Source organism: Pseudomonas sp. SAR267, assembly GCF_052077595.1.
GTDB classification, from domain to species: domain Bacteria; phylum Pseudomonadota; class Gammaproteobacteria; order Pseudomonadales; family Pseudomonadaceae; genus Aquipseudomonas; species Aquipseudomonas vlassakiae.
This window is the reverse complement of record NZ_JBQIHU010000001.1, coordinates 3,198,426-3,218,723: the sequence shown is the minus strand read 5'-3', so window position 1 is coordinate 3,218,723 and position 20,298 is coordinate 3,198,426. Positions and strand designations below refer to the sequence as shown.

Here is a 20,298-nt window from a genome sequence, read left to right as displayed (position 1 = left end):
CCTTACGCCTGCCTCGCTTGCGGCTTGAGCCGCACGTATAGGGTTTTATCGACCCGTGCCACCAGCTCGCCGGCTTCGTCACGGATATCGACCTGCACACGCGGCAGGTACTTCTTGCCGGTGGCAGTCTGCTGGCGAATGTCGTCCAGCAGCGCGTCATCGACGTGGAATTCGGCATACACCGTGCCCTTGCCCGGCGCAACGAAATCGATGCTGGCAGCCTTGTCCCAGACAATGTATTCGCGGCCCAACTGCTCGATCAGCAGCAACATGTAGAACGGGTCGACCATCGAATACAGGCTGCCGCCGAACTGGGTGCCGACGTAGTTGCGATTCCAGCGGGTCAGCTTCATGCGTACCTTGACGCTGCGCATGTCCGGGCTGATGTGCTGGATGTGGATGCCTGCGCCGAGGTACGGCGGGTAGAAATTCAGCAGCCAGCGCAACATGCGCGCCCGGCGCGCCAGCCTGCGCGGGTTGCTCATGCCTGGCCCCGCGGATCGGGGCGGGTACCGAGGCCCATGGCCTGGCGAGCGAACCAGCTTTTTGCCGGTGGCAACAGGTCAAGCCCGAGCAGGCCGATATTGCGCCCGGCCGCCAGCAGTGGCTGGTTGCTGCCGAACAGGCGGGTGACCTGGTCGGAGAAGCCGATGGTCAGGGCCTGGTCGAGACGCTGGCGCTGGTGATAGGCCTGCAGAGTGGCAAGGTCGCCCGGATGCTGTGGGCCGAGCAGCAGCGCGTCGGCCAGCGCCTGCACATCACGCAGCGACAGGTTGAAACCCTGGCCGGCAATCGGGTGCAGGCTGTGCGCGGCGTTGCCCAGCACCACCAGGTGTGGACGGACCTGCTCCTGGGCTTCGATCAGCGCCAGCGGGTAGAGATGCCTGGCACCGACCTGGCGCAAGCCGCCGAGCCGATAACCGAAGGCACCCTGCAACTCGCGCAGGAAACTGCGCTCGTCGATCTCGGCCAGACGCTTGGCATCCATCCCCTGGCGCGTCCAGACCAGCGCGCAGCGGTTTTCCGGCAGTGGCAGCAAGGCCATAGGACCTTGCTCGGTGAAACGCTCAAAGGCTTGGCCGCAGTGGGCCTCGCCGGGTGTGATGTTGGCGATCAGGGCGCTTTGCTCATAGGGCGTACGGCGCACGTGGATTCCCAACTGCTCACGCAGGCCGGAGCGGCCACCGTCAGCCAGCACCGCCAGGTCACATTCCAGGCTGGTGTCGTCGTCCAGCAGCAGGCGGTAGCCACCCTCGATGGCTTGCATCGCCTTCACTTCGGCCGGGCAGCGCCAGCTCACCACCTCGCTGTCCAGCCCTTGCCACAGGCACTGCCCGAGCCAGGCGTTCTCCACCACGTATCCCAGGGCCGGCACGCCTTCTTCCATGGCGTCCAGGCGGGTGGCGCCGAAACGGCCACGGTCGGAAACCTGGATCTGCCGGATCGGCTCGGCGCGCGGGCTGATGGTTTGCCAGAGGCCGAGGTGCTGGTAGATCTGCCGAGTTCCGAAAGACAATGCCGAAGAGCGCGCATCGTAGCTGGGCTGGAAGCTGTCGCCGGGGGCGAACGGCTCGATCAGCAGGATCTTCCAGCCGCGCGCCTTGGCGCCTGCCTGCAGGGCCAAAGCCAGGCTTGCGCCCACCAGCCCGCCACCAATGATCGCCAGGTTGACCCGACTCATGCCGCGTCCTTGCGCGCAGCCTGCATCAGCGCCTCGATCTCGGCAACCGTGCGGGGCACACCCGAGGTCAGAATTTCACAACCTTGCTTGGTCACTACCACGTCGTCCTCGATCCTGATACCGATGCCGCGCCATTTCTTCGCGACCTCCTGGTTGTCGGCGGCGATGTAAATGCCTGGCTCGACAGTCAGGGCCATGCCGGGCTCCAGCACGCGCCATTCGCCACCGACCTTGTATTCGCCGACATCGTGCACGTCCATGCCCAGCCAGTGCCCGGCGCGGTGCATGTAGAAAGCCCGGTAAGCCTCGCTGTCGATCAGCGCCTGCACCTCACCCTTGAGCAAACCGAGCTCCACCAGGCCCTCCGTGATCACCCGCACGGTCGCCTCATGGGCGTGGTTCCAGTGCTTGCCCGGGGCGATCTCGGCAAAGGCGGCAGCCTGTGCCTTGAGCACCAGCTCATAGATCGCCTTCTGCTCCGGCGAAAAACGCCCGCTGACCGGAAAGGTCCGGGTGATGTCGCTGGCATAGCAATCGATCTCGCAACCAGCATCGATCAGCACCAGGTCGCCATCCTTGAGCGGCGCATCATTTTGCTGGTAGTGCAGGATGCAGCCATTGCGCCCGGCGGCGACGATCGAGCCGTACGCCGGCATTTTCGCGCCACCCTTGCGGAATTCGTAGTCCAGCTCGGCTTCCAGGCTGTACTCGTGCAACCCGGCCCGGCAGGCCTGCATGGCGCGCACATGGGCGCGCGCAGAGATCTCCGCGGCGGCACGCATCACCTTCACTTCCGCAGCCGATTTATACAGGCGCATATCGTGCAGCAGATGATCCAGCGCAACGAATTCGTTTGGCGGCTGGGCGCCGAGGCGTGCCTTGGAACGGATCACGTTGATCCAGTCCATCAACCGGCGGTCGAACTCAGCGTTGCTGCCCATGGCGCTATAGACCCGCTCGCGGCCTTCGATCAGGCCCGGCAGGATCTCGTCGATATCGGTGATCGGGAAGGCATCGTCCGCGCCAAAGTCACGGATTGCGCCTTCCTGGCCGGCACGCAGCCCGTCCCACTGCTCACGCTCCGGGTTGCGCTCGCGGCAGAACAGCACGTACTCGCCATGCTCGCGGCCAGGGATCAGTGCAATCACCGCCTCAGGCTCGGCGAAGCCGCTGAGGTACTGGAAATCGCTGTCCTGGCGGTACACGTGCTCGACGTCGCGGTTGCGGATGGCGACTGCGGCGGCGGGCAGAATGGCGATGCTGTTGGGGACCATCTGCGCCATCAGCGCCTTGCGCCGACGGGCATACTCGGCCTTGGGTATGTGGCTCATGGGCAGAACTACCCCCGGTTGATCAGTGCAGCGAAGGTTTTGGTGCGGGTGCGGCAGGCGCGGCCAGCTCCGTGTACAGCAGCAGCGGTGCGACGCGCAGGTATTCCATGACTTCCATGTAGTCGCTTTCGCCGTCTTCGGATTCCTCGAGGGCTTCCTGGACCTGCGAAATGGCCACCAGGTCCTGCAGCACTTCCTTGGCTTCGGTAGACAGGTCCTGCCCCCCGGCGTTCAGGCCGAAGCCGGTGATGAAACCCTGGCACCACAGGCCCAGCGCTTCGGCGCGGTCGGCAAGTGCCGCATCGTCGCTCGGCAGCAGCAGGACAATGGCCATGTCTTCGCTGCTCAGCTCGCCCTTGACCATCTCCTGCAGGCCGATCAGGGCATTGCGCACGGCGTCACCGGGTTCGGTTTCCAGCAGTTGGGCGGCATCAGCCAGCCAGGCCTCGGCATCGAAGCCTGCGCCGGCACAACTGCGGCCGATCAACAGGCCGTGCAGTTCGGCAGGGGTTACAGGGTGGCCATTGCTGGAAAGGAGCATGGCGAAGGCAACGTAAGGCGATTGAGTATTAGGCATGGTCGGCTAGGCGCCAGACGGCGCATTTGACTAGAATGAAGACCTTGTATCCTAGCACCGGCAGGCGCGCCAAGACCATCGGCACTGGCCGCCGCTGCGCCGGGAGAGGCATCCTCGCAGGGTGATTCAACGACGGAGCGAATCGAGTGCAACCCACGCAAGAGAACGACCTGCAAGCGCTGATGAGCCGATTCGAGTTGCTGATTGAACGCATCGAGCAACTAAAACGGCAAAATGCACTCCTAGTAGCTCAGGAAAAATCCTGGCGCGAAGAGCGCGCCCACCTCATCGAAAAGAACGAGATCGCCAAGCGCAAGGTCGAGTCGATGATTTTACGCCTGAAGGCCCTGGAGCAAGACTCATGAGTTCAAGCAATAGCGTCACCGTGCAGATCCTCGACAAGGAGTATTCGATCATCTGCCCGCCGGAAGAGCGCAACAACCTGGTCAGCGCCGCGCGCTACCTGGACGGCAAGATGCGCGAGATCCGCAGCAGCGGCAAGGTGATCGGTGCAGACCGCATTGCGGTCATGGCGGCGTTGAATATCACTCACGAGATGCTGCACCGCCAGGAGGATCGCGCCGATGCCCCAGTGAGTGGCACCAGCCGTGAACAGGTGCGGGACCTGCTGGAAAGGGTCGATCAGGCGTTGTCCGACGATGCGGGTACCAAAAACGGCTGAGATTGGTATACTGGCGCCACTCCCTGGGGGATGCGCCAGTCGGTTATGTCCCTGAGCCGATACGCACAACCACGGGGGTTGCACGCTGGGGCAGGTGTGCATGTCCGCCCGACGGAAAGCCTTAACGCCCCCTGCAATCTCCACCTTGAACTTTCGGGTTCAAGGGCTACACCGATAGCGGTCTTATCGGGGAGCCTGATTCCTCCTGCCGAGCGCTCAGCTGGGCAATCCGACACCTGGGATAACCAGTGCCATGACCGAAACTGCGTCGCTTTCCCGCCCCCAGCTTCGTCGCCTGCTTCGCAATGCCCGCCGCGCCCTGACACCCGCACAGCAGCACCAGGCCTCACGCGGCCTGTACCGCCAATTGGCGCAGCACCCCTTGTTTCGCCGCGCCCGGCATATCGCCCTGTACCTGCCCAACGACGGTGAAATCGACCCGCGCCTGCTGCTGCGCGAGGCTCAGCGCCGCGGCAAGCGCACTTACCTGCCGGTACTGCATGCCTGGCCGCGAACACGCATGGTGTTCCAGCGTTTCGAGCAGGGCGAAAAACTCAAGCGCAACCGCTTCCGTATTCCTGAGCCATTGACCGACCGTCGGCGCCAGCGCCCGATCTGGTCGCTGGATCTGATCCTGTTGCCACTGGTCGGCTTCGATGAGGTCGGCGGGAGGCTGGGCATGGGCGGGGGGTTCTATGACCGCAGCCTGGCCTACCAGGCACGTCGCAAGACCTGGAAGAAACCATTGCTGCTGGGGCTGGCGCATGAGTGCCAGAAGGTCGAGCGACTGGCGCAAGCCAGTTGGGACGTACCGCTGCAAGGGACGGTCAGCGACCGCAGCTGGTACCTGGCGCCGACCTGAGCGACGTTAGCGGGTAGTTCAGCGTTTCTGCAGGGTGGCGTCGACCGGTGTCTGATAGGCGGTATCCAGCTTGCGCTCCCAGATGCCCTGGGCATAACCGGTGGTGACCACACCCAGGCCAAAGATGAAGACCAGGATCCACAGTAGATCCGGTTTGCGTTGGTTCATCGAAGAATGCCCCCCTAGGCATACGTTCAGGCTCGGCGACCTTCTAGGTGCCGCCGGAGCGTCTAGCTTTAAAATCGGCGCATTTTCCGACAACCTGAGTCGTCAACGCAAACGTTGACCCCAACCGGCTGTCGGTTTCGTGCAACAGGTTATTTCAAACCTTTTCAGGAGCAGTATCCATGGCCTATTGGCTGATGAAATCCGAGCCCGAGGAGCTCTCGATCGAAGACCTTGGCCGGCTGGGCGAGGCGCGCTGGGATGGCGTACGCAACTACCAGGCGCGCAATTTCATACGGGCCATGAGCGTAGGCGACGAGTTTTTCTTCTACCACTCCAGCTGCCCGCAGCCGGGCATTGCCGGTATCGCCCGTATCACCACGGCGGCCTACCCGGACCCGACGGCACTGGACCCGCAAAGCCACTACTTCGACGCCAGGGCCAATGCCGAGAAGAACCCGTGGAGCGCGGTAGATGTGGCCCACGTGAAAACTTTCCGTCAGGTGCTGGGGCTGGGTTTGCTGAAGCAGCAGAGTGCGCTGGCAGAGTTGCCGCTAGTGCAGAAAGGCACTCGGTTGTCGGTGATGCCGGTAACTGAAGAGCAGTGGGCGGCGATCATTGCGCTGGCGCGCTGAGCACGAGCAATCGCGACCAACTGCAGGAGCGGCCTTGTGTCGCGAAAGGGCTGCGCAGCAGCCCCAGGATTTCAGCTTCGCCGCTTAGAATGCCGGGGCTGCTACGCAGCCCATTCGCGACACAAGGCCGCTCCTGCAGGCTTCAACTTGAGCATGTTGCGTTATTGAACAATCAGGTTGTTGAACAGCAGATCCTCGACAATCGGCTTGCCCTCTTCCGACTCCATCACCTGCTGCACCTGCTTCAACGCTTCCTGGCGCAGCTTCTCCTTGGCGTCGACGTTGCTCATGCTGTCCACCGTCTGCTGGGTGAACAGTGCCACCAGCTGGTTGCGGATCAGCGGCTCCTGGTGCTTGACCGCAGCCGCTGCGGCGTCGCCCGTTACGCGCAGGGCCACATCGGCCTTGTACACACGCAGCTTGGGGCTGCCATCGAGGGCGTAGTTGCCGACGAAGGGCGGGCTCAGGGTGATATAGGAAACCTTCGGCTCCCCTTCCTTGGCTTCCTCGGCCATGGCCGCCGCTGGCAGCATCAGCGCCAGTACCATCAAGATCCACGCTTTCACGAATTCGCTCCTCAAAACAATTGGCGCCAGCTTACCCAGCATGCCGTTCAAACCCAAGCCCAGGCTTATGCCAGCACATCAGGGCGGGCCATGCTCGTTGACCCGGCAGACGACCCTCCTACACTTATCGGCCACTACACGCAAAGGAATAGCCCGATGAAAGCTGTGTTGTGCAAAACCCTGGGCCCAGCTCGTGACCTGGTGCTGGAGGACGTGGCCAGTCCGGTACCGAAGAAGAACGAGATCCTGCTCGATGTGCAGGCCGCCGGGGTCAATTTCCCCGACACGCTGATCATCGAAGGCAAATACCAGTTCCAGCCACCCCTGCCTTTTTCACCGGGTGGCGAAGCCGCTGGGGTGATCGCAGCGGTCGGCGAACGGGCTGGGGCCTTCAAAGTCGGCGACCGGGTGATGGCCCTGACCGGCTGGGGAGCATTTGCCGAGCAGGTGGCAGTGCGGTTCTACAACGTGATGCCAATTCCCGAGCACATGGATTTTGCCACCGCCGCCGCGTTCGGCATGACCTATGGCACCTCGATGCATGCATTGAAGCAGCGCGGCCAGCTGCAGCCCGGCGAAACCCTGCTGGTGCTCGGTGCCTCCGGTGGTGTTGGCTTGGCAGCGGTAGAAATTGGCAAAGCCATGGGCGCAAGAGTGATCGCCGCAGCCAGCAGCGCCGAGAAACTTGCCGTTGCCAAGGCCGCAGGGGCTGACGAAACGATCGACTACAGCCAGGCCAGCCTCAAGGAGGAGATCAAACGCCTGACCGGCGGCCAGGGCGTGGATGTGATCTACGATCCGGTAGGCGGTGAGCTGTTCGACCAGGCCGTGCGCGGACTGGCGTGGCAGGGCCGACTGCTGGTGGTGGGGTTTGCCAGCGGGACGATTCCGCAGATGGCGGCAAACCTGGTGCTGCTCAAGGGGGCCGCGGTGCTTGGGGTGTTCTGGGGGGCCTTTGCCCAGCGCCAGCCCGAGGACAATGCGGCGAACTTCCGGCAGCTGTTTGCCTGGCATGCCGAGGGCAAGTTGAAACCGTTGGTGTCGAAGACTTATCCACTGGCTGAAGCCGGGGCGGCCATTGAAGAACTTGGGCAACGGCGGGCTGTGGGTAAGTTGGTGGTATTGGCCCAGTAAGGGTAGGTCTGGCCTCTTCGCGGGTGAACCCGCTGCCACAGAGACCGCGCAATATAGAAAGATTGCGCAGTGCCTGTGGGAACGGGTTTATCGAGGCGTCGAACCGCCGCGAAGAGGGCCGTGCAGGTTATGGCAGCGCCGGAACCGTGCCTCGAGGTTGCGATCCGGCATCTGATGGCTGCGCAGCGCATTCAGTGTCTGCTCGACATAATCCCGCGTGGTGCCGTAGCGCCCCTTGGCACTGGCCAGAATCTGGCTAAGCAACGTATCGGGCAAGTTGCCTGCATAACACGGCAAGTGCCGCTCCAGTACGAAGCCCAAGGCCTGTACCTTGCTGCCATCATCCAGTCGGCAGCTAAGCCAGTGCGGCCGATACGCCGGATAAGGCATTTCCCGCTGCCACAGGGCCATCAGCGAATCATCGAGGTTGCTGTCTTCAAGTCGGTAGGCAAAACCGCTGCAGGAGCCGCCGCGATCAAGGCCGAACACCAGGCCTGGCGTTTCCGGCGTACCGCGGTGCTCATGCGACCACAGGTACAACCCACGGTGATAACCATGCACTCGCGCCCGTTGGCGCTCCACCGAATTGCATTCCGGGCGCCAGATCAACGAGCCATAGGCAAACAACCAGACAGGGCCACCTTCGTGGCGAGACATGGTCATTTGCATGGAAGTGAGCAATTGCTCACGGGTGAGTTGCTGACCGAAGTCGAGCGCCGGAGGATAGGCAACTTCCCAGGACAAACTTTCAAGTGCCGACATAAGCTGCCGCCAATATTCCCTGTTTACTACGCATAAAGCGGGAGGCGCTGATGACGTGGCCTGTGCGGCCGCGCCAGCGGCGCTTGCAGTAACCATAGGATAGAAATACGCCAATACTCAAGTCCCATGAACAGAGTTTCATGCGCAGTTCCGACGACTGGGAAGTATTGTTTCGATGGCCGCGAAAGTTAATGGCCAAGGCGGTAACAATGACCGCCTTATACCCACTTCTTCAAACTTCGGTTATTAAGCGCGTGGTGCGTAGGCAAACACATCGGCGCGCATGCGATGCGCATCCATGCCAGCCTCGACCAGGGCGTCGAGGGTGGCGTAGACCATGTTCGGCGAACCACTGGCATACACATGCACGGTATTGAGGTCTTTCACATCTTCACGCACCGCGTCGTGCAGCATGCCGCAACGCCCTTCCCAGCCACAGAGGTCACTGACCACTTTGTGCAAGAACAGGTTGGGCAAGCGCTCCCATTCAGCCCAATGCTCGATGCTGTAGAAGTCTTCCGGGCGGCGCACGCCCCAGTACAGGTGCACCGGGTGCTTGAAGCCCTGGGCGCGGCAATGTTCGACCAAGCTGTGCATCTGGCCCATGCCGGTGCCAGCGGCAATCAGCACCAGCGGCCCGTCAGGCAGCTCGGCGAGGTGGGTATCGCCGAATGGCATTTCGATACGCGCCATGCGGTCACGCTGCAACTGCGCCAGCAACTGCAGCGCGCTAGCCTCGCGGCCCAGCACATGCAGCTCGAGCTCGCGCCCGGAATGTGGCGCAGAAGCCAGCGAAAATGCTGCCGGCTTGCCGCCCTCGCGCTCGATCATCAGGTACTGCCCAGCATGGTAACGCGGCGGCTTGCCGGCTGGCGCCAGCAAGCGCACGCGCCAGACGTCGCCACCGACCTCGACGCATTCGCTCAGGCTGCACGCCAGTTTGCGCACGGGCAGCTCGCCCGGGGCCAGCACACCATCCCAGAGCAACACACAGTCCTCCAGCGGTTCGGCAATACAGGTAAACAACTCGCCATGGTCACGGACTTCACCGTCCTGACGCACGCTTCCTTCGACCAACAACGCGGCGCAGACATGGCAATTGCCATTGCGGCAGCTATTCGGGCAGTCATAGCCCAGCCGCCGCGCTCCATCCAGGATCCGTTCCCCGGGTTCAAGCGCCAGCACCGCCCCGGACGGCTGCAACGTTACCTGCATCAATCTATTCCCAACTGATCCCACAGCTCATCGATACGGCGGGTGACGGCCTCGTCCTTGACGATAACCCGGCCCCATTCGCGTGTAGTCTCGCCCGGCCACTTGTGCGTTGCGTCCAGGCCCATCTTCGACCCCAGCCCGGATACCGGCGACGCGAAGTCGAGGTAATCGATCGGGGTGTTGTCGATCATCACCGTATCACGCTTGGGGTCCATGCGCGTGGTAATGGCCCAGATCACGTCGTTCCAGTCGCGAGCGTTGATGTCGTCGTCGGTGACGATAACGAACTTGGTGTACATGAACTGTCGCAGGAACGACCACACACCCAGCATCACGCGCTTGGCGTGGCCTGGGTATTGCTTTTTCATGGTCACCACAGCCATGCGGTACGAGCAGCCTTCAGGCGGCAGGTAGAAATCGACGATTTCCGGGAACTGCTTCTGCAGGATCGGCACGAACACTTCGTTCAGTGCCACGCCCAGAATCGCCGGCTCATCCGGCGGCCGGCCCGTGTAGGTGCTGTGGTAGATCGGGTTTTGCCGGTGGGTGATGCGCTCGACGGTGAACACCGGGAAGCTGTCCACCTCGTTGTAATAGCCGGTGTGATCGCCATAAGGGCCTTCCGGGGCCATTTCGCCCGGGTGTATCACGCCTTCGAGGATGATCTCAGCGGTGGCGGGTACCTGCAGGTTGCTGCCACGGCACTTGACCAGCTCAGTACGATTGCCACGCAGCAGGCCGGCAAAGGCGTATTCGGAGAGGGTGTCCGGTACTGGCGTCACGGCGCCAAGGATGGTAGCCGGGTCAGCGCCCAGGGCCACGGCGACCGGGAACGGCTGGCCCGGGTTCTTTTCGCACCACTCACGGTAGTCCAGCGCGCCGCCTCGGTGGCTCAGCCAGCGCATGATCACCTTGTTGCGGCCGATCACCTGCTGGCGGTAGATGCCCAGGTTCTGGCGGTCCTTGTTCGGACCACGCGTCACAGTCAGGCCCCAGGTGATGAGCGGCGCCACGTCGCCCGGCCAGCAGTGCTGGATCGGCAACTGGCCGAGGTCGACATCGTCACCCTCGACGACCACTTCCTGGCACACCGCATCCTTGACCACCTTGGGTGCCATCGACACGACCTTTTTGAAGATCGGCAGCTTGGACCAGGCATCTTTCAGGCCTTTCGGCGGCTCGGGCTCCTTGAGGAAAGCCAGCAGTTTGCCGATCTCGCGCAGTTCGTCGACCGACTCGGCCCCCATGCCCATGGCCACGCGCTCTGGCGTGCCGAACAGGTTGCCAAGCACCGGCATATCGAAGCCGGTGGGCTTTTCGAACAACAAAGCCGGGCCCTTGGCGCGCAGGGTGCGGTCGCAGACCTCGGTCATTTCCAGGACTGGGGAAATCGGAACCTGGATGCGCTTGAGTTCACCGCGCTGCTCCAGGCCACGGATGAAGTCGCGCAAATCGCGATACTGCATGCATGAGCCTCGTGTTGGCCGTATCGGTCGGGGTGCTGAGTGTAGCGCCGATAGGGCAGCAATAGCCAAAGTACAGATAGCAAAAAGCCGGGTTTCCCCGGCTTTTTGCGTGGTATGACGATCTTACTTGCGCTTCATCGACAAGAAGAACTCGTCGTTGGTCTTGGTCTGCTTGAGCTTGTCGACCAGGAACTCGATGGCGGCGATCTCGTCCATCGGGTGCAGCAGCTTGCGCAGGATCCACATGCGCTGCAGTTCGTCGTCGGCGGTCAGCAACTCTTCGCGGCGGGTACCGGAACGGTTGATGTTGATGGCCGGGAACACACGCTTCTCGGCGATACGACGGTCCAGGGGCAGTTCCATGTTGCCGGTACCCTTGAACTCTTCGTAGATCACTTCGTCCATCTTCGAGCCGGTTTCGACCAGCGCGGTGGCGATGATGGTCAGCGAGCCGCCTTCCTCGATGTTACGCGCGGCGCCGAAGAAACGCTTCGGCTTCTCCAGTGCATGGGCGTCGACACCACCGGTCAGTACCTTGCCGGAGCTCGGGATCACGGTGTTGTAGGCACGGGCCAGACGGGTAATGGAGTCCAGCAGGATGACCACGTCCTTCTTGTGCTCGACCAGGCGCTTGGCCTTCTCGATCACCATCTCGGCAACTTGCACGTGGCGGGTTGGCGGCTCGTCGAAGGTCGAAGCGACTACTTCGCCGCGCACGGTGCGCTGCATTTCGGTCACTTCTTCAGGGCGCTCGTCGATCAGCAGGACGATCAGGTGGCACTCTGGGTTGTTACGAGTGATGTTCGCCGCGATGTTCTGCAGCATGATGGTCTTACCGGCTTTCGGCGGAGCGACGATCAGGCCACGCTGGCCTTTGCCGATCGGGGCGCACAGGTCGATGACGCGACCGGTCAAGTCTTCGGTGGAGCCGTTGCCGGCTTCCATCTTCAGGCGCTTGTTCGGGAACAGCGGCGTCAGGTTTTCGAAGAGGATCTTGTTCTTCGCGTTTTCCGGGCGGTCGAAATTGATGGTGTCGACCTTCAGCAGGGCGAAGTAACGCTCCCCTTCCTTCGGTGGGCGGATCTTGCCGACGATGGTGTCGCCGGTACGCAGGTTGAAACGGCGGATCTGGCTTGGCGAGACGTAGATGTCGTCAGGGCCGGCCAGGTAGGACGCATCAGCCGAACGCAGGAAACCGAAACCATCCTGGAGAATCTCCAGCACGCCGTCACCCGAGATCTCTTCGCCGCTTTTCGCGTGCTTTTTCAGCAGGGCGAAAATCACGTCCTGTTTGCGCGAACGGGCCATGTTTTCGATGCCCATCTGTTCGGCCATTTCCAAAAGATCGGTAATCGGCTTTTGCTTGAGTTCAGTCAGGTTCATAAGGGGAATGACGTAATCATGTAAGAAGGGAGAATTAAGCTTTGGCTTAATGAGGCCGCGCCGCTTGATGGCGACAGGATCGCGTACTGATTCGAATTAGGGATGCTTCGGCGACGGCGTGCAGAGGGCACTGAAGAAGCAGTGCGAGGCCGAATGTAACACTTGCTTTTTTCTGCGTCCAGTGCTCTGAAAAAGAAAAAACCCCGCATTTGCGGGGTTTTTTCTTCACATCACAGGTGGGCGTCGAGGAACGCGGCCAGCTGCGATTTGGACAAAGCGCCGACCTTGGTGGCTTCGACGTTGCCGTTCTTGAACAGCATCAGGGTCGGGATGCCACGCACGCCGTGCTTGGCCGGGGTTTCCTGGTTTTCGTCGATGTTCAGCTTGGCGACGGTCAGTTTGCCCTCATAGGAGGAGGCGATGTCGTCCAGAACCGGAGCGATCATCTTGCATGGACCGCACCATTCAGCCCAGTAGTCGACCAGCACCGGGCCTTGAGCCTGCAGGACTTCGGCATCGAAGGTGGCGTCGGTGACGTGTTTGATCAGATCGCTGCTCATGGATATCTCCAGGGTCGTAAGCAAAAAAACGTGGCCCATGATAGCGGCACCCAGGCCCTACAGGAAGTCACGGACGATTGAGTGTAACTATAGTTGTGCAAGACACCACGAATCCAAACTGTCACACAAGTGTCATAGCATGGAATGGCACATTGCCTTGCATCAAGGCCCGGTGCGGTGCGCGTTGGCGTCAGCCAAGGATCGTGGCACGATTGCCGGGTTACCGACCGAGAACACACAGAATGCCGCATACCTCCGCGAAGAACCTGTCCCTGATCGCCGCCATCGACCTGGGCTCCAACAGCTTCCACATGGTCGTGGCCAAGGCTCACCATACCGAAATCCGCATTCTCGAGCGGCTCGGCGAGAAGGTTCAGCTGGCCGCCGGCATCGACGATGAGCGCAAGCTCAGCGAAGAAGCCATGGAGCGAGGCCTGGAATGCCTCAAGCGTTTTGCCCAACTGATCAACGGCATGCCGGCAGGCTCCGTGCGCATCGTCGGCACCAATGCCTTGCGCGAAGCGCGCAACCGCAACGAATTCATCCAGCGCGCCGAAGCCATTCTCGGCCACCCGGTCGAAGTCATCTCCGGCCGTGAAGAGGCACGCCTGATCTACCTCGGCGTGTCGCACACCCTGGCCGACACGCCCGGCAAGCGCCTGGTCGCCGACATTGGCGGCGGCAGTACCGAGTTCATCATCGGCCAGCGCTTCGAACCGCTGCTGCGCGAAAGCCTGCAAATGGGCTGCGTGAGCTTCACCCAGCGCTACTTCCGCGACGGCAAGATCACCCCGGCGCGCTACGCCCAGGCCTACACCGCCGCACGCCTGGAACTGATGAGCATCGAAAACGCCCTGCATCGCCTGACCTGGGACGAGGCCATCGGCTCGTCCGGCACCATCCGCGCCATCGGCGCCGCAATCAAGGCCGGCGGCCTGGGCAACGGCGAGGTGAATGCCGAGGGCCTGGCCTGGGTCAAGCGCAAGCTGTTCAAGCTCGGCGAGGCCGACAAGATCGATTTCGAAGGCATCAAACCCGACCGGCGGGCCATCTTCCCGGCCGGCCTGGCGATTCTCGAAGCCATTTTCGACGCCCTGGAGCTGCAGCGCATGGACCACTGCGACGGCGCCTTGCGTGAAGGCGTGCTGTTCGACCTGCTCGGCCGCCACCACCACGAGGATGTACGCGAGCGCACCCTCAATTCGCTGATGGAGCGTTATCACGTCGATCAGGGCCAGGCGGCACGCGTCGAACGCAAGGCACTGCACGCCTTCGACCAGGTGGCCAAGGCCTGGAAGCTTGAAGAAGGCAACTGGCGCGACCTGCTGGGCTGGGCGGCGAAAATCCATGAAATCGGCCTGGATATCGCCCATTACCATTATCACAAGCATGGCGCCTACCTGATCGAGCACTCCGACCTGGCGGGGTTTTCTCGCGACGAGCAGCAGATGATGGCGCTGCTGGTGCGCGGCCATCGGCGCAACATCCCCAAGGACAAGTTTTCGGAATTCGGCGACGAAGCCGTGCAGCTGATCCGCCTGTGCGTGCTGCTGCGCTTCGCCATCTTGTTCCACCATATCCGTGGCAACCAGCAGATGCCCAAGGTAGAGCTGCAGGCCGGCGAAGACAGCCTTGAAGTGGTGTTCCCTGAAGGCTGGCTGGAACAGAACCAGCTGACCCAGGCCGACTTCGCCAATGAGGCGGAGTGGCTGGCCCGGGTCGGCTTCGTCCTCAGCGTACGTTGAGGACCGGGTTGCTCAGGCGCTCCAGCAGGGTCGCCTGGGCACTGCGTGGGTTCTGGTTGCCGGTCGGGGTGCTGCGCACGTAGCGCCCGTCAGGCTGCAAGGTCCAGGCGTGGGTGTTGTCGGTCAGGTAGCCTTCCAGCTCCTTTTTCACCCGCAGCAACAACTTCTTGCCCTCGACCGGGAAGCACGTCTCGACGCGCTTGTCGAGGTTGCGTTCCATCCAGTCGGCACTGGACAGGTAGATCTGCTCTTCGCCGCCATTGAGGAAGTAGAACACCCGCGTGTGCTCGAGGAAGCGGCCGATGATCGAGCGCACCTGAATGTTGTGCGAAACCCCCGGAATGCCTGGACGCAGGCAGCACATGCCGCGCACCACCAGGTCGATCTTCACGCCCGACTGGCTGGCCTTGTACAGCGCCTTGATGACCTTGGCGTCGGTCAGCGAGTTGAACTTGGCGATGATGTGCGCGGGCTTGCCTTCCAGGGCGAACTGAGTCTCCCGGGCGATCATGTCGAGCATGCCCTTCTTCAGGGTGAATGGCGCGTGCAGCAGCTTCTTCATGCGCAGGGTCTTGCCCATGCCGATCAGCTGGCTGAACAGCTTGCCGACGTCCTCGGTGAGGGCGTCGTCGGAGGTCAGCAGGCTGTAGTCGGTGTACAGGCGGGCGTTACCGGCGTGGTAGTTGCCGGTACCGAGGTGCGCATAGCGCACGATCTCGCCCTGCTCGCGGCGCAGGATCAGCATCATCTTGGCGTGGGTCTTGAACCCGACCACACCGTAGATCACCACCGCACCGGCAGCCTGCAGGCGGCTGGCCATCTGCAGGTTGGACTCTTCGTCGAAGCGCGCGCGCAATTCGATCACCGCAGTGACCTCCTTGCCGTTACGCGCCGCATCCACCAAGGCGTCGACGATTTCCGAGTTGGCCCCTGAACGGTACAGGGTCTGGCGCACGGCGAGCACGTGCGGGTCCTTGGCGGCCTGGCGCAGCAGGTCGATCACCGGAGTGAAGGACTCGAACGGGTGCATCAGCAGGATGTCCTGCTTGCCGATCACGCTGAAGATGTTGTCTGCGTTCTGCAGCAGCTTGGGGATCGCCGGGGTGAACGGCGTGTACTGCAGCTCCGGGTGGCTGTCGAGGCCGGTGATGCTGAACAGGCGGGTCAGGTTGACCGGGCCGTTGACCTGGTAGAGCTCGCTCTCGCTCAGGCTGAATTGCTTGAGCAGGTAGTCCGACAGGTGTTTCGGGCAAGTGTCGGCAACTTCCAGTCGCACGGCATCGCCGTAGCGGCGCGAGAACAGCTCACCGCGCAGCGCACGGGCAAGGTCGTCGACCTCTTCGGAGTCCAGCGCCAGGTCGGCGTTGCGGGTCAGGCGGAACTGGTAGCAACCCTTCACCTTCATGCCCTGGAACAGGTCATCGGCGTGGGCATGGATCATCGACGACAGGAAGACATAGTTATCGCCTGGGCCGCCAACCTCCTCCGGCACACGAATCACGCGCGGCAGCAGGCGTGGCGCCGGGATGATCGCCAGGCCGGAATCGCGGCCGAAGGCGTCGACCCCTTCGAGCTCGACGATGAAGTTCAGGCTCTTGTTCACCAGCAGCGGGAACGGGTGGGTCGGGTCAAGGCCGATCGGGGTGATGATCGGCGCGATCTCGTCGCGGAAGTAACGGCGCACCCAGGACTTGAGCTTGGGTGTCCAGTAGCGGCGACGAATGAAGCGGATGGCGTGCTTTTCCAGCTCCGGCAGCAGCACATCGTTGAGGATCGCGTACTGGCGCTCCACCTCGATGTGCACCAGCTCACTGATACGTGCCAGCGCCTGATGCGGCTGCAGCCCATCGGCGCCGGCCAGTTCGCGGGCGAAGTTGATCTGTTTCTTCAGGCCGGCGACGCGAATCTCGAAGAACTCGTCGAGGTTGCTGGAAAAGATCAGCAGGAATTTGAGGCGCTCGAGCAGCGGGTACGATTCGTCCAGCGCCTGCTCCAGCACACGGATGTTGAATTGCAGCTGGGAAAGTTCGCGATGAATGTACAGGCTGCTGTCGTCCAGGCTCGGGACGGCAATGGCCGGCGTCGGCGCAGGGGCCGGAGCGGCGACTTCGACCACCGGCTCGACGACCTCGGGCAGGTCTGGCGGGGTCTGTACCATCTGTTCGGGGACTGCCTGGGCGTCCTTGATCGCGACAGGGGTTAGCACTTCATTATTCATCTGACGTTCCTGAGGACGTTAACGCCCTATGATCAATTGAGCGGCAAGATAAGCGCCCATTATGACGGCTGTGTTACCGCTTCGCGCAAGCCGCGACTTCAGGCTGCCGGTATTGTCCGTGTAGGAATTGTTCACGTCGAGACACATTTGGACACTTTCACGAATGCGCGCGAAGGGGTAGGCTGCGCGTTCATTTCGCCAGCACCTCAGAAAATGCTCCAACAATTCCTGCAGGATTTCGGCTACTTTGCCCTTTTTCTAGGCACCTTCTTCGAAGGCGAGACCATTCTGGTACTTGCGGGATTCCTTGCGTTCCGCGAATACATGGACATCAAGCTGGTGGTTCTGGTGGCCTTCTGTGGCAGCTACGCTGGCGACCAACTGTGGTACTTCATGGGCCGACGCCACGGGCGCAAGATCCTTGCGCGCAAGCCGCGCTGGCAGGCCATGGGTGACCGCGCGCTGGAGCATATCCGCCGCCACCCCGACATCTGGGTGCTGAGCTTCCGCTTCGTCTACGGCTTGCGCACGGTGATGCCGATCGCCATCGGCCTGTCTGGCTACTCGCCGCGTCGCTACCTGCTGCTCAACGGCATCGGCGCCGCCGTCTGGGCCCTGGTATTGGGCCTGGCGGCCTATCACTTCGGCGCTATCCTCGAAGGCATGCTGGGCAGCATCAAGAAGTACGAGCTATGGGTGCTCGGCGGCCTGTTGTTGCTGGGTGGCCTGCTCTGGCTGCGCCGGCGTTTTCGTACCCTGCGTGCCGAACGCCGCGCGGCGGCAGAAGAACAGCCCGCCAACGCTGAACAGCAGGTAAACACCGAGAAGCAGCCAGAACACGGGCACGACCACCGCTAAGCCGAGCGTGCCGGCCAGGTACAGCGACGGCACCAGCGTCAGCAGGCGCGCCAGTTCCAGGCGCACCGCCCACGGCCGGTTTTCCAGGGCCGCACCCAGCACGAACAAGCCAAACGCCATCAGCGACCAACCCAGCACCAGCGCGGCGCTTGGCACACGTTCGGCCACGTCCATCAGATAACTGCCCAACGCGATGTAGACCGCGAACTGCACCGCCACGTACACCTGCCACGCCCGGCCCAGGGCAATCTCGAATTTGCGGAACAACGCCAGGTTCTGCTTCGCCTGTGGATAAGCTGCCGCGACATCGGCCGGGCGCCAGCCAGTGGGCATGAACCAGATGCGCAGCTTGTCCTTCCAGCTGCGCGTGCGGCGGGCATCGCTGTAAAGCTGGGCGTAGAACTGCAGGTTGGCCCACAGCGGATTCCAGCTGGCCAAGGGCGTGGTCACACCGAACACCACCGGCTCGGCCGGGTTTTCCTCCCTGAAAGTGCCGAACAGACGGTCCCAGACAATGAACACGCCGCCGTAGTTGCGATCCAAGTAAACAGGATTCTGCGCATGGTGGACGCGATGGTTGGAGGGCGTGATCAACACCCACTCGAGCCAGCCAAGCTTGGGGATATGCCGGGTATGTACCCAGAACTGATACAGCAGGTTCAGCGACGCCACGGTGATGAACACCACGGGCGGCACGCCGATCAGCGCCAGCGGCAAGTAGAAGATCCACGAGAAGATGAAGCCGCTGCTGGTCTGGCGCAGGGCGGTGGTGAGGTTGTATTCCTCACTCTGGTGATGAACCGAGTGCGCCGCCCACAGGACGTTGCGCTCGTGCCCCAGACGGTGCAGCCAGTAGTAGCACAGGTCGTACAGCACGAAAGCAAGCAGCCAGACCCACATGGCATTCGACGGCAGACGCAGCAGCGCAAGGTGCTCCCAGGCCAGCGCATAGCTCAGCAGCCCGACCCCTTTGGTCAACAGGCCGGTGCTGGTGGACAGCGCGCCGGTGCTCAGGCTGTTGATCGAATCGGCAAGGGTGAAGTTGCGTTGGCCGCGCACGCGGTCGGCAATCAGCTCCACAGCGATCAGCACGAAGAAAAACGGCACGGCCAGCAGAATCAGGTCCATGGGCAACGCTCGATAGGGTTATCCACAGAGATTAGGATGCGCCCGGCGTAATCCCTATGGCCACATCTGCCAAACTAGACGACATTTAGCGCCTCGAAAATGGAGTAATGAGCATGACCAAGAAAGTAGCGGTGATTCTTTCCGGCTGTGGTGTGTACGACGGCGCGGAAATCCACGAAAGCGTGATCACCCTGCTGCGCCTGGACCAGCGCGGCGCACAGGTGCAGTGCTTTGCGCCGAACATTGCGCAGATGCACGTGATCGACCACCTGACCGGTCAGGAAATGCCCGAGTCACGCAATGTGCTGACCGAGTCGGCGCGAATCGCCCGTGGCGAAGTGAAGGACATCCGTGAGGCAAAGGCCGAGGATTTCGATGCGTTGATCGTGCCCGGTGGTTTCGGCGCGGCGAAGAACCTGTCCAACTTTGCCGTGGAAGGCACCGAATGCACGGTAAACCCGGACGTGCTGAGCCTGGCCGAAGCCTTCGCCGAAGCCTGCAAGCCGATCGGCCTGATCTGCATCTCGCCGGCGCTGGCGGCGAAGATCTATGGCCCGGGCGTGGTCTGCACCATCGGCAATGACGCAGGTACCGCGGCGGCGGTGGAAAAGATGGGCGGCAAGCACGAAGTGTGTGATGTGCATGACATCGTCGAAGACACCCAGCGCAAGCTGGTGACCACCCCGGCCTACATGGTGGCCAAGTCGATCAGTGAAGCCGCCAGTGGCATCTACAAACTGGTCGACCGGGTGCTGGAGCTGACACACGAAGGGGAGTGATCAGCCCTTGCCCAGGCGGGTGAGGATACGGTCCAGAGCATTGGCGAACGCCTGCTTCTCGCGGTCGCCATAGGGCGCCTGCCCGCCTCCGACCTGGCCCTGCTCACGCAGCTCGGTGAACAGGTTGCGCACCGCCAGGCGCTCGCCCATGTTGCGTTCGTCGAACTCACGGCCACGCGGATCCAGCGCGGCCACGCCCTTCTTGATCAGGCGGTCGGCCAGCGGTACGTCGCTGCAGATCACCAGCTCGCCAGGCACAGCGTGCTCGACCAGGTAATCATCGGCCGCGTCCATGCCGCTGGGCACCACGATCAGGCGGACGATCGAGAAGGCCGGCTTGGCAACGGCCTGGCCGGCAACCATGATGACCTCGAGCTGGCGCTTGAGGGCGAATTTGACGATCAGGTCCTTGGCTGCCTTGGGGCAGGCATCGGCGTCGATCCAGATGCGCATTGCATTTTTCCTCGAGAAAGCTGGGAGGGCTTTGCCCTCCTTTCGCGACACAAGGCCGCTCCTACAGGGAACGCGATCGTCTGTAGGAGCGGCCTTGC

At 62.3% G+C, this 20,298-nt stretch carries 21 protein-coding genes, 1 other RNA gene and 1 pseudogene; 9 read left to right on the top strand and 14 right to left on the bottom strand.

The genetic code is table 11. The features are described from left to right. Window positions 1-2 precede the first annotated feature (2 nt). From ACTORR_RS15315 to ACTORR_RS15300, 4 genes are read right to left on the bottom strand one after another with little or no spacing between them, the layout of a single operon-like run. The gene (locus ACTORR_RS15315; protein WP_054883893.1) at window positions 3-485 is read right to left on the bottom strand and encodes a DUF4442 domain-containing protein; all 483 of its coding nucleotides are present in this window, start codon (window positions 483-485) and stop codon (window positions 3-5) included. Further along, a complete protein-coding gene (gene ubiH / locus ACTORR_RS15310; protein WP_054883894.1) occupies window positions 482-1,681 on the bottom strand; it encodes a 2-octaprenyl-6-methoxyphenyl hydroxylase in 1,200 nt (399 codons plus the stop codon). Before ubiH ends, ACTORR_RS15315 begins: the two co-directional genes overlap by 4 nt. Beyond that, window positions 1,678-3,012: a Xaa-Pro aminopeptidase gene (gene pepP, locus ACTORR_RS15305; RefSeq protein ID WP_313365494.1), complete on the bottom strand. Its 1,335-nt coding sequence runs from the start codon at window positions 3,010-3,012 to the stop codon at window positions 1,678-1,680. Before pepP ends, ubiH begins: the two co-directional genes overlap by 4 nt. A gap of 22 nt (window positions 3,013-3,034) precedes the next feature. Beyond that, the gene (locus ACTORR_RS15300) at window positions 3,035-3,589 is read right to left on the bottom strand and encodes a YecA/YgfB family protein (RefSeq protein ID WP_054883896.1); all 555 of its coding nucleotides are present in this window, start codon (window positions 3,587-3,589) and stop codon (window positions 3,035-3,037) included. A gap of 182 nt (window positions 3,590-3,771) precedes the next feature. Here ACTORR_RS15300 and ACTORR_RS15295 point away from each other — a divergent pair, with 182 nt between their 5' ends. From ACTORR_RS15295 to ACTORR_RS15280, 4 genes are all read left to right on the top strand, one after another. Next, window positions 3,772-3,954 carry a TIGR02449 family protein gene (locus tag ACTORR_RS15295; RefSeq protein ID WP_031322377.1) on the top strand — a complete coding sequence of 61 codons (183 nt, stop codon included), beginning with the start codon at window positions 3,772-3,774 and terminating at the stop codon, window positions 3,952-3,954. Beyond that, entirely contained in the window at window positions 3,951-4,271 is a 321-nt protein-coding gene (locus ACTORR_RS15290) for a cell division protein ZapA (RefSeq protein ID WP_054883897.1), read from the top strand. The genes ACTORR_RS15295 and ACTORR_RS15290 overlap by 4 nt, the downstream gene beginning before the upstream one ends. 17 nt (window positions 4,272-4,288) lie before the next feature. Continuing rightward, a non-coding RNA gene (gene ssrS / locus ACTORR_RS15285) (6S RNA) lies at window positions 4,289-4,468 on the top strand. Between the two features lie 56 nt (window positions 4,469-4,524). Next, window positions 4,525-5,133, top strand: coding sequence for a 5-formyltetrahydrofolate cyclo-ligase (locus tag ACTORR_RS15280; RefSeq protein WP_054883898.1), 609 nt, complete (start codon window positions 4,525-4,527; stop codon window positions 5,131-5,133). A gap of 18 nt (window positions 5,134-5,151) precedes the next feature. On the opposite strand, the gene ACTORR_RS15275 is transcribed toward ACTORR_RS15280, so the two are convergent. Next, window positions 5,152-5,301, bottom strand: coding sequence for a hypothetical protein (locus tag ACTORR_RS15275; RefSeq protein ID WP_176507540.1), 150 nt, complete (start codon window positions 5,299-5,301; stop codon window positions 5,152-5,154). 179 nt (window positions 5,302-5,480) lie between these two features. Between ACTORR_RS15275 and ACTORR_RS15270 the strand changes: the two genes are divergently transcribed. After that, window positions 5,481-5,933, top strand: a complete 453-nt coding sequence (locus ACTORR_RS15270; protein WP_054883899.1) for an EVE domain-containing protein — start codon at window positions 5,481-5,483, stop codon at window positions 5,931-5,933. Between the two features lie 161 nt (window positions 5,934-6,094). Here the strand turns inward: ACTORR_RS15270 and ACTORR_RS15265 are convergent, their stop codons facing one another. Continuing rightward, complete coding sequence (locus ACTORR_RS15265) at window positions 6,095-6,499, bottom strand: flagellar basal body-associated protein FliL (RefSeq protein WP_027920870.1); 405 nt, start codon at window positions 6,497-6,499, stop codon at window positions 6,095-6,097. 156 nt (window positions 6,500-6,655) lie between these two features. On the opposite strand from ACTORR_RS15265, the gene ACTORR_RS15260 reads away from it, so the two are divergent. Then, window positions 6,656-7,633, top strand: coding sequence for an NADPH:quinone oxidoreductase family protein (locus ACTORR_RS15260; RefSeq protein ID WP_313365493.1), 978 nt, complete (start codon window positions 6,656-6,658; stop codon window positions 7,631-7,633). Between the two features lie 87 nt (window positions 7,634-7,720). Here the strand turns inward: ACTORR_RS15260 and ACTORR_RS15255 are convergent, their stop codons facing one another. The 5 genes from ACTORR_RS15255 to trxA form a co-directional block, all read right to left on the bottom strand. Continuing rightward, window positions 7,721-8,395, bottom strand: coding sequence for a gamma-glutamylcyclotransferase (locus ACTORR_RS15255; RefSeq protein ID WP_054883901.1), 675 nt, complete (start codon window positions 8,393-8,395; stop codon window positions 7,721-7,723). Between the two features lie 246 nt (window positions 8,396-8,641). Beyond that, complete coding sequence (locus ACTORR_RS15250) at window positions 8,642-9,610, bottom strand: CDP-6-deoxy-delta-3,4-glucoseen reductase (protein WP_054883902.1); 969 nt, start codon at window positions 9,608-9,610, stop codon at window positions 8,642-8,644. Continuing rightward, a complete protein-coding gene (gene ubiD, locus ACTORR_RS15245) occupies window positions 9,610-11,076 on the bottom strand; it encodes a 4-hydroxy-3-polyprenylbenzoate decarboxylase (protein ID WP_099814417.1) in 1,467 nt (488 codons plus the stop codon). The genes ACTORR_RS15250 and ubiD overlap by 1 nt, the downstream gene beginning before the upstream one ends. 123 nt (window positions 11,077-11,199) lie before the next feature. Continuing rightward, window positions 11,200-12,459: a transcription termination factor Rho gene (gene rho, locus ACTORR_RS15240; RefSeq protein WP_003253661.1), complete on the bottom strand. Its 1,260-nt coding sequence runs from the start codon at window positions 12,457-12,459 to the stop codon at window positions 11,200-11,202. 230 nt (window positions 12,460-12,689) lie between these two features. Next, on the bottom strand, window positions 12,690-13,019 hold the full coding sequence (trxA, locus tag ACTORR_RS15235) for a thioredoxin TrxA (protein WP_054883904.1): 330 nt from the start codon (window positions 13,017-13,019) through the stop codon (window positions 12,690-12,692). 242 nt (window positions 13,020-13,261) lie between these two features. On the opposite strand from trxA, the gene ppx reads away from it, so the two are divergent. Beyond that, entirely contained in the window at window positions 13,262-14,764 is a 1,503-nt protein-coding gene (ppx, locus tag ACTORR_RS15230; RefSeq protein WP_054883905.1) for an exopolyphosphatase, read from the top strand. Here the strand turns inward: ppx and ppk1 are convergent. Then, window positions 14,751-16,982: a polyphosphate kinase 1 gene (gene ppk1, locus ACTORR_RS15225; RefSeq protein WP_054883906.1), complete on the bottom strand. Its 2,232-nt coding sequence runs from the start codon at window positions 16,980-16,982 to the stop codon at window positions 14,751-14,753. The two genes, ppx and ppk1, sit on opposite strands and share 14 nt — an antisense overlap. A gap of 213 nt (window positions 16,983-17,195) precedes the next feature. On the opposite strand from ppk1, the gene ACTORR_RS15220 reads away from it, so the two are divergent. Next, complete coding sequence (locus ACTORR_RS15220; RefSeq protein WP_177332348.1) at window positions 17,196-17,840, top strand: DedA family protein; 645 nt, start codon at window positions 17,196-17,198, stop codon at window positions 17,838-17,840. Between the two features lie 501 nt (window positions 17,841-18,341). Here the strand turns inward: ACTORR_RS15220 and ACTORR_RS15215 are convergent. After that, window positions 18,342-18,740: pseudogene (locus tag ACTORR_RS15215) on the bottom strand (sterol desaturase family protein); the annotation flags it as partial. Window positions 18,741-19,081: 341 nt separating this feature from the next. On the opposite strand from ACTORR_RS15215, the gene elbB reads away from it, so the two are divergent. Beyond that, complete coding sequence (elbB, locus tag ACTORR_RS15210; protein WP_099814415.1) at window positions 19,082-19,747, top strand: isoprenoid biosynthesis glyoxalase ElbB; 666 nt, start codon at window positions 19,082-19,084, stop codon at window positions 19,745-19,747. On the opposite strand, the gene ACTORR_RS15205 is transcribed toward elbB, so the two are convergent. Further along, the gene (locus ACTORR_RS15205; RefSeq protein WP_099814414.1) at window positions 19,748-20,200 is read right to left on the bottom strand and encodes a YaiI/YqxD family protein; all 453 of its coding nucleotides are present in this window, start codon (window positions 20,198-20,200) and stop codon (window positions 19,748-19,750) included. It abuts the gene before it with no gap. Window positions 20,201-20,298: the final 98 nt, after the last annotated feature.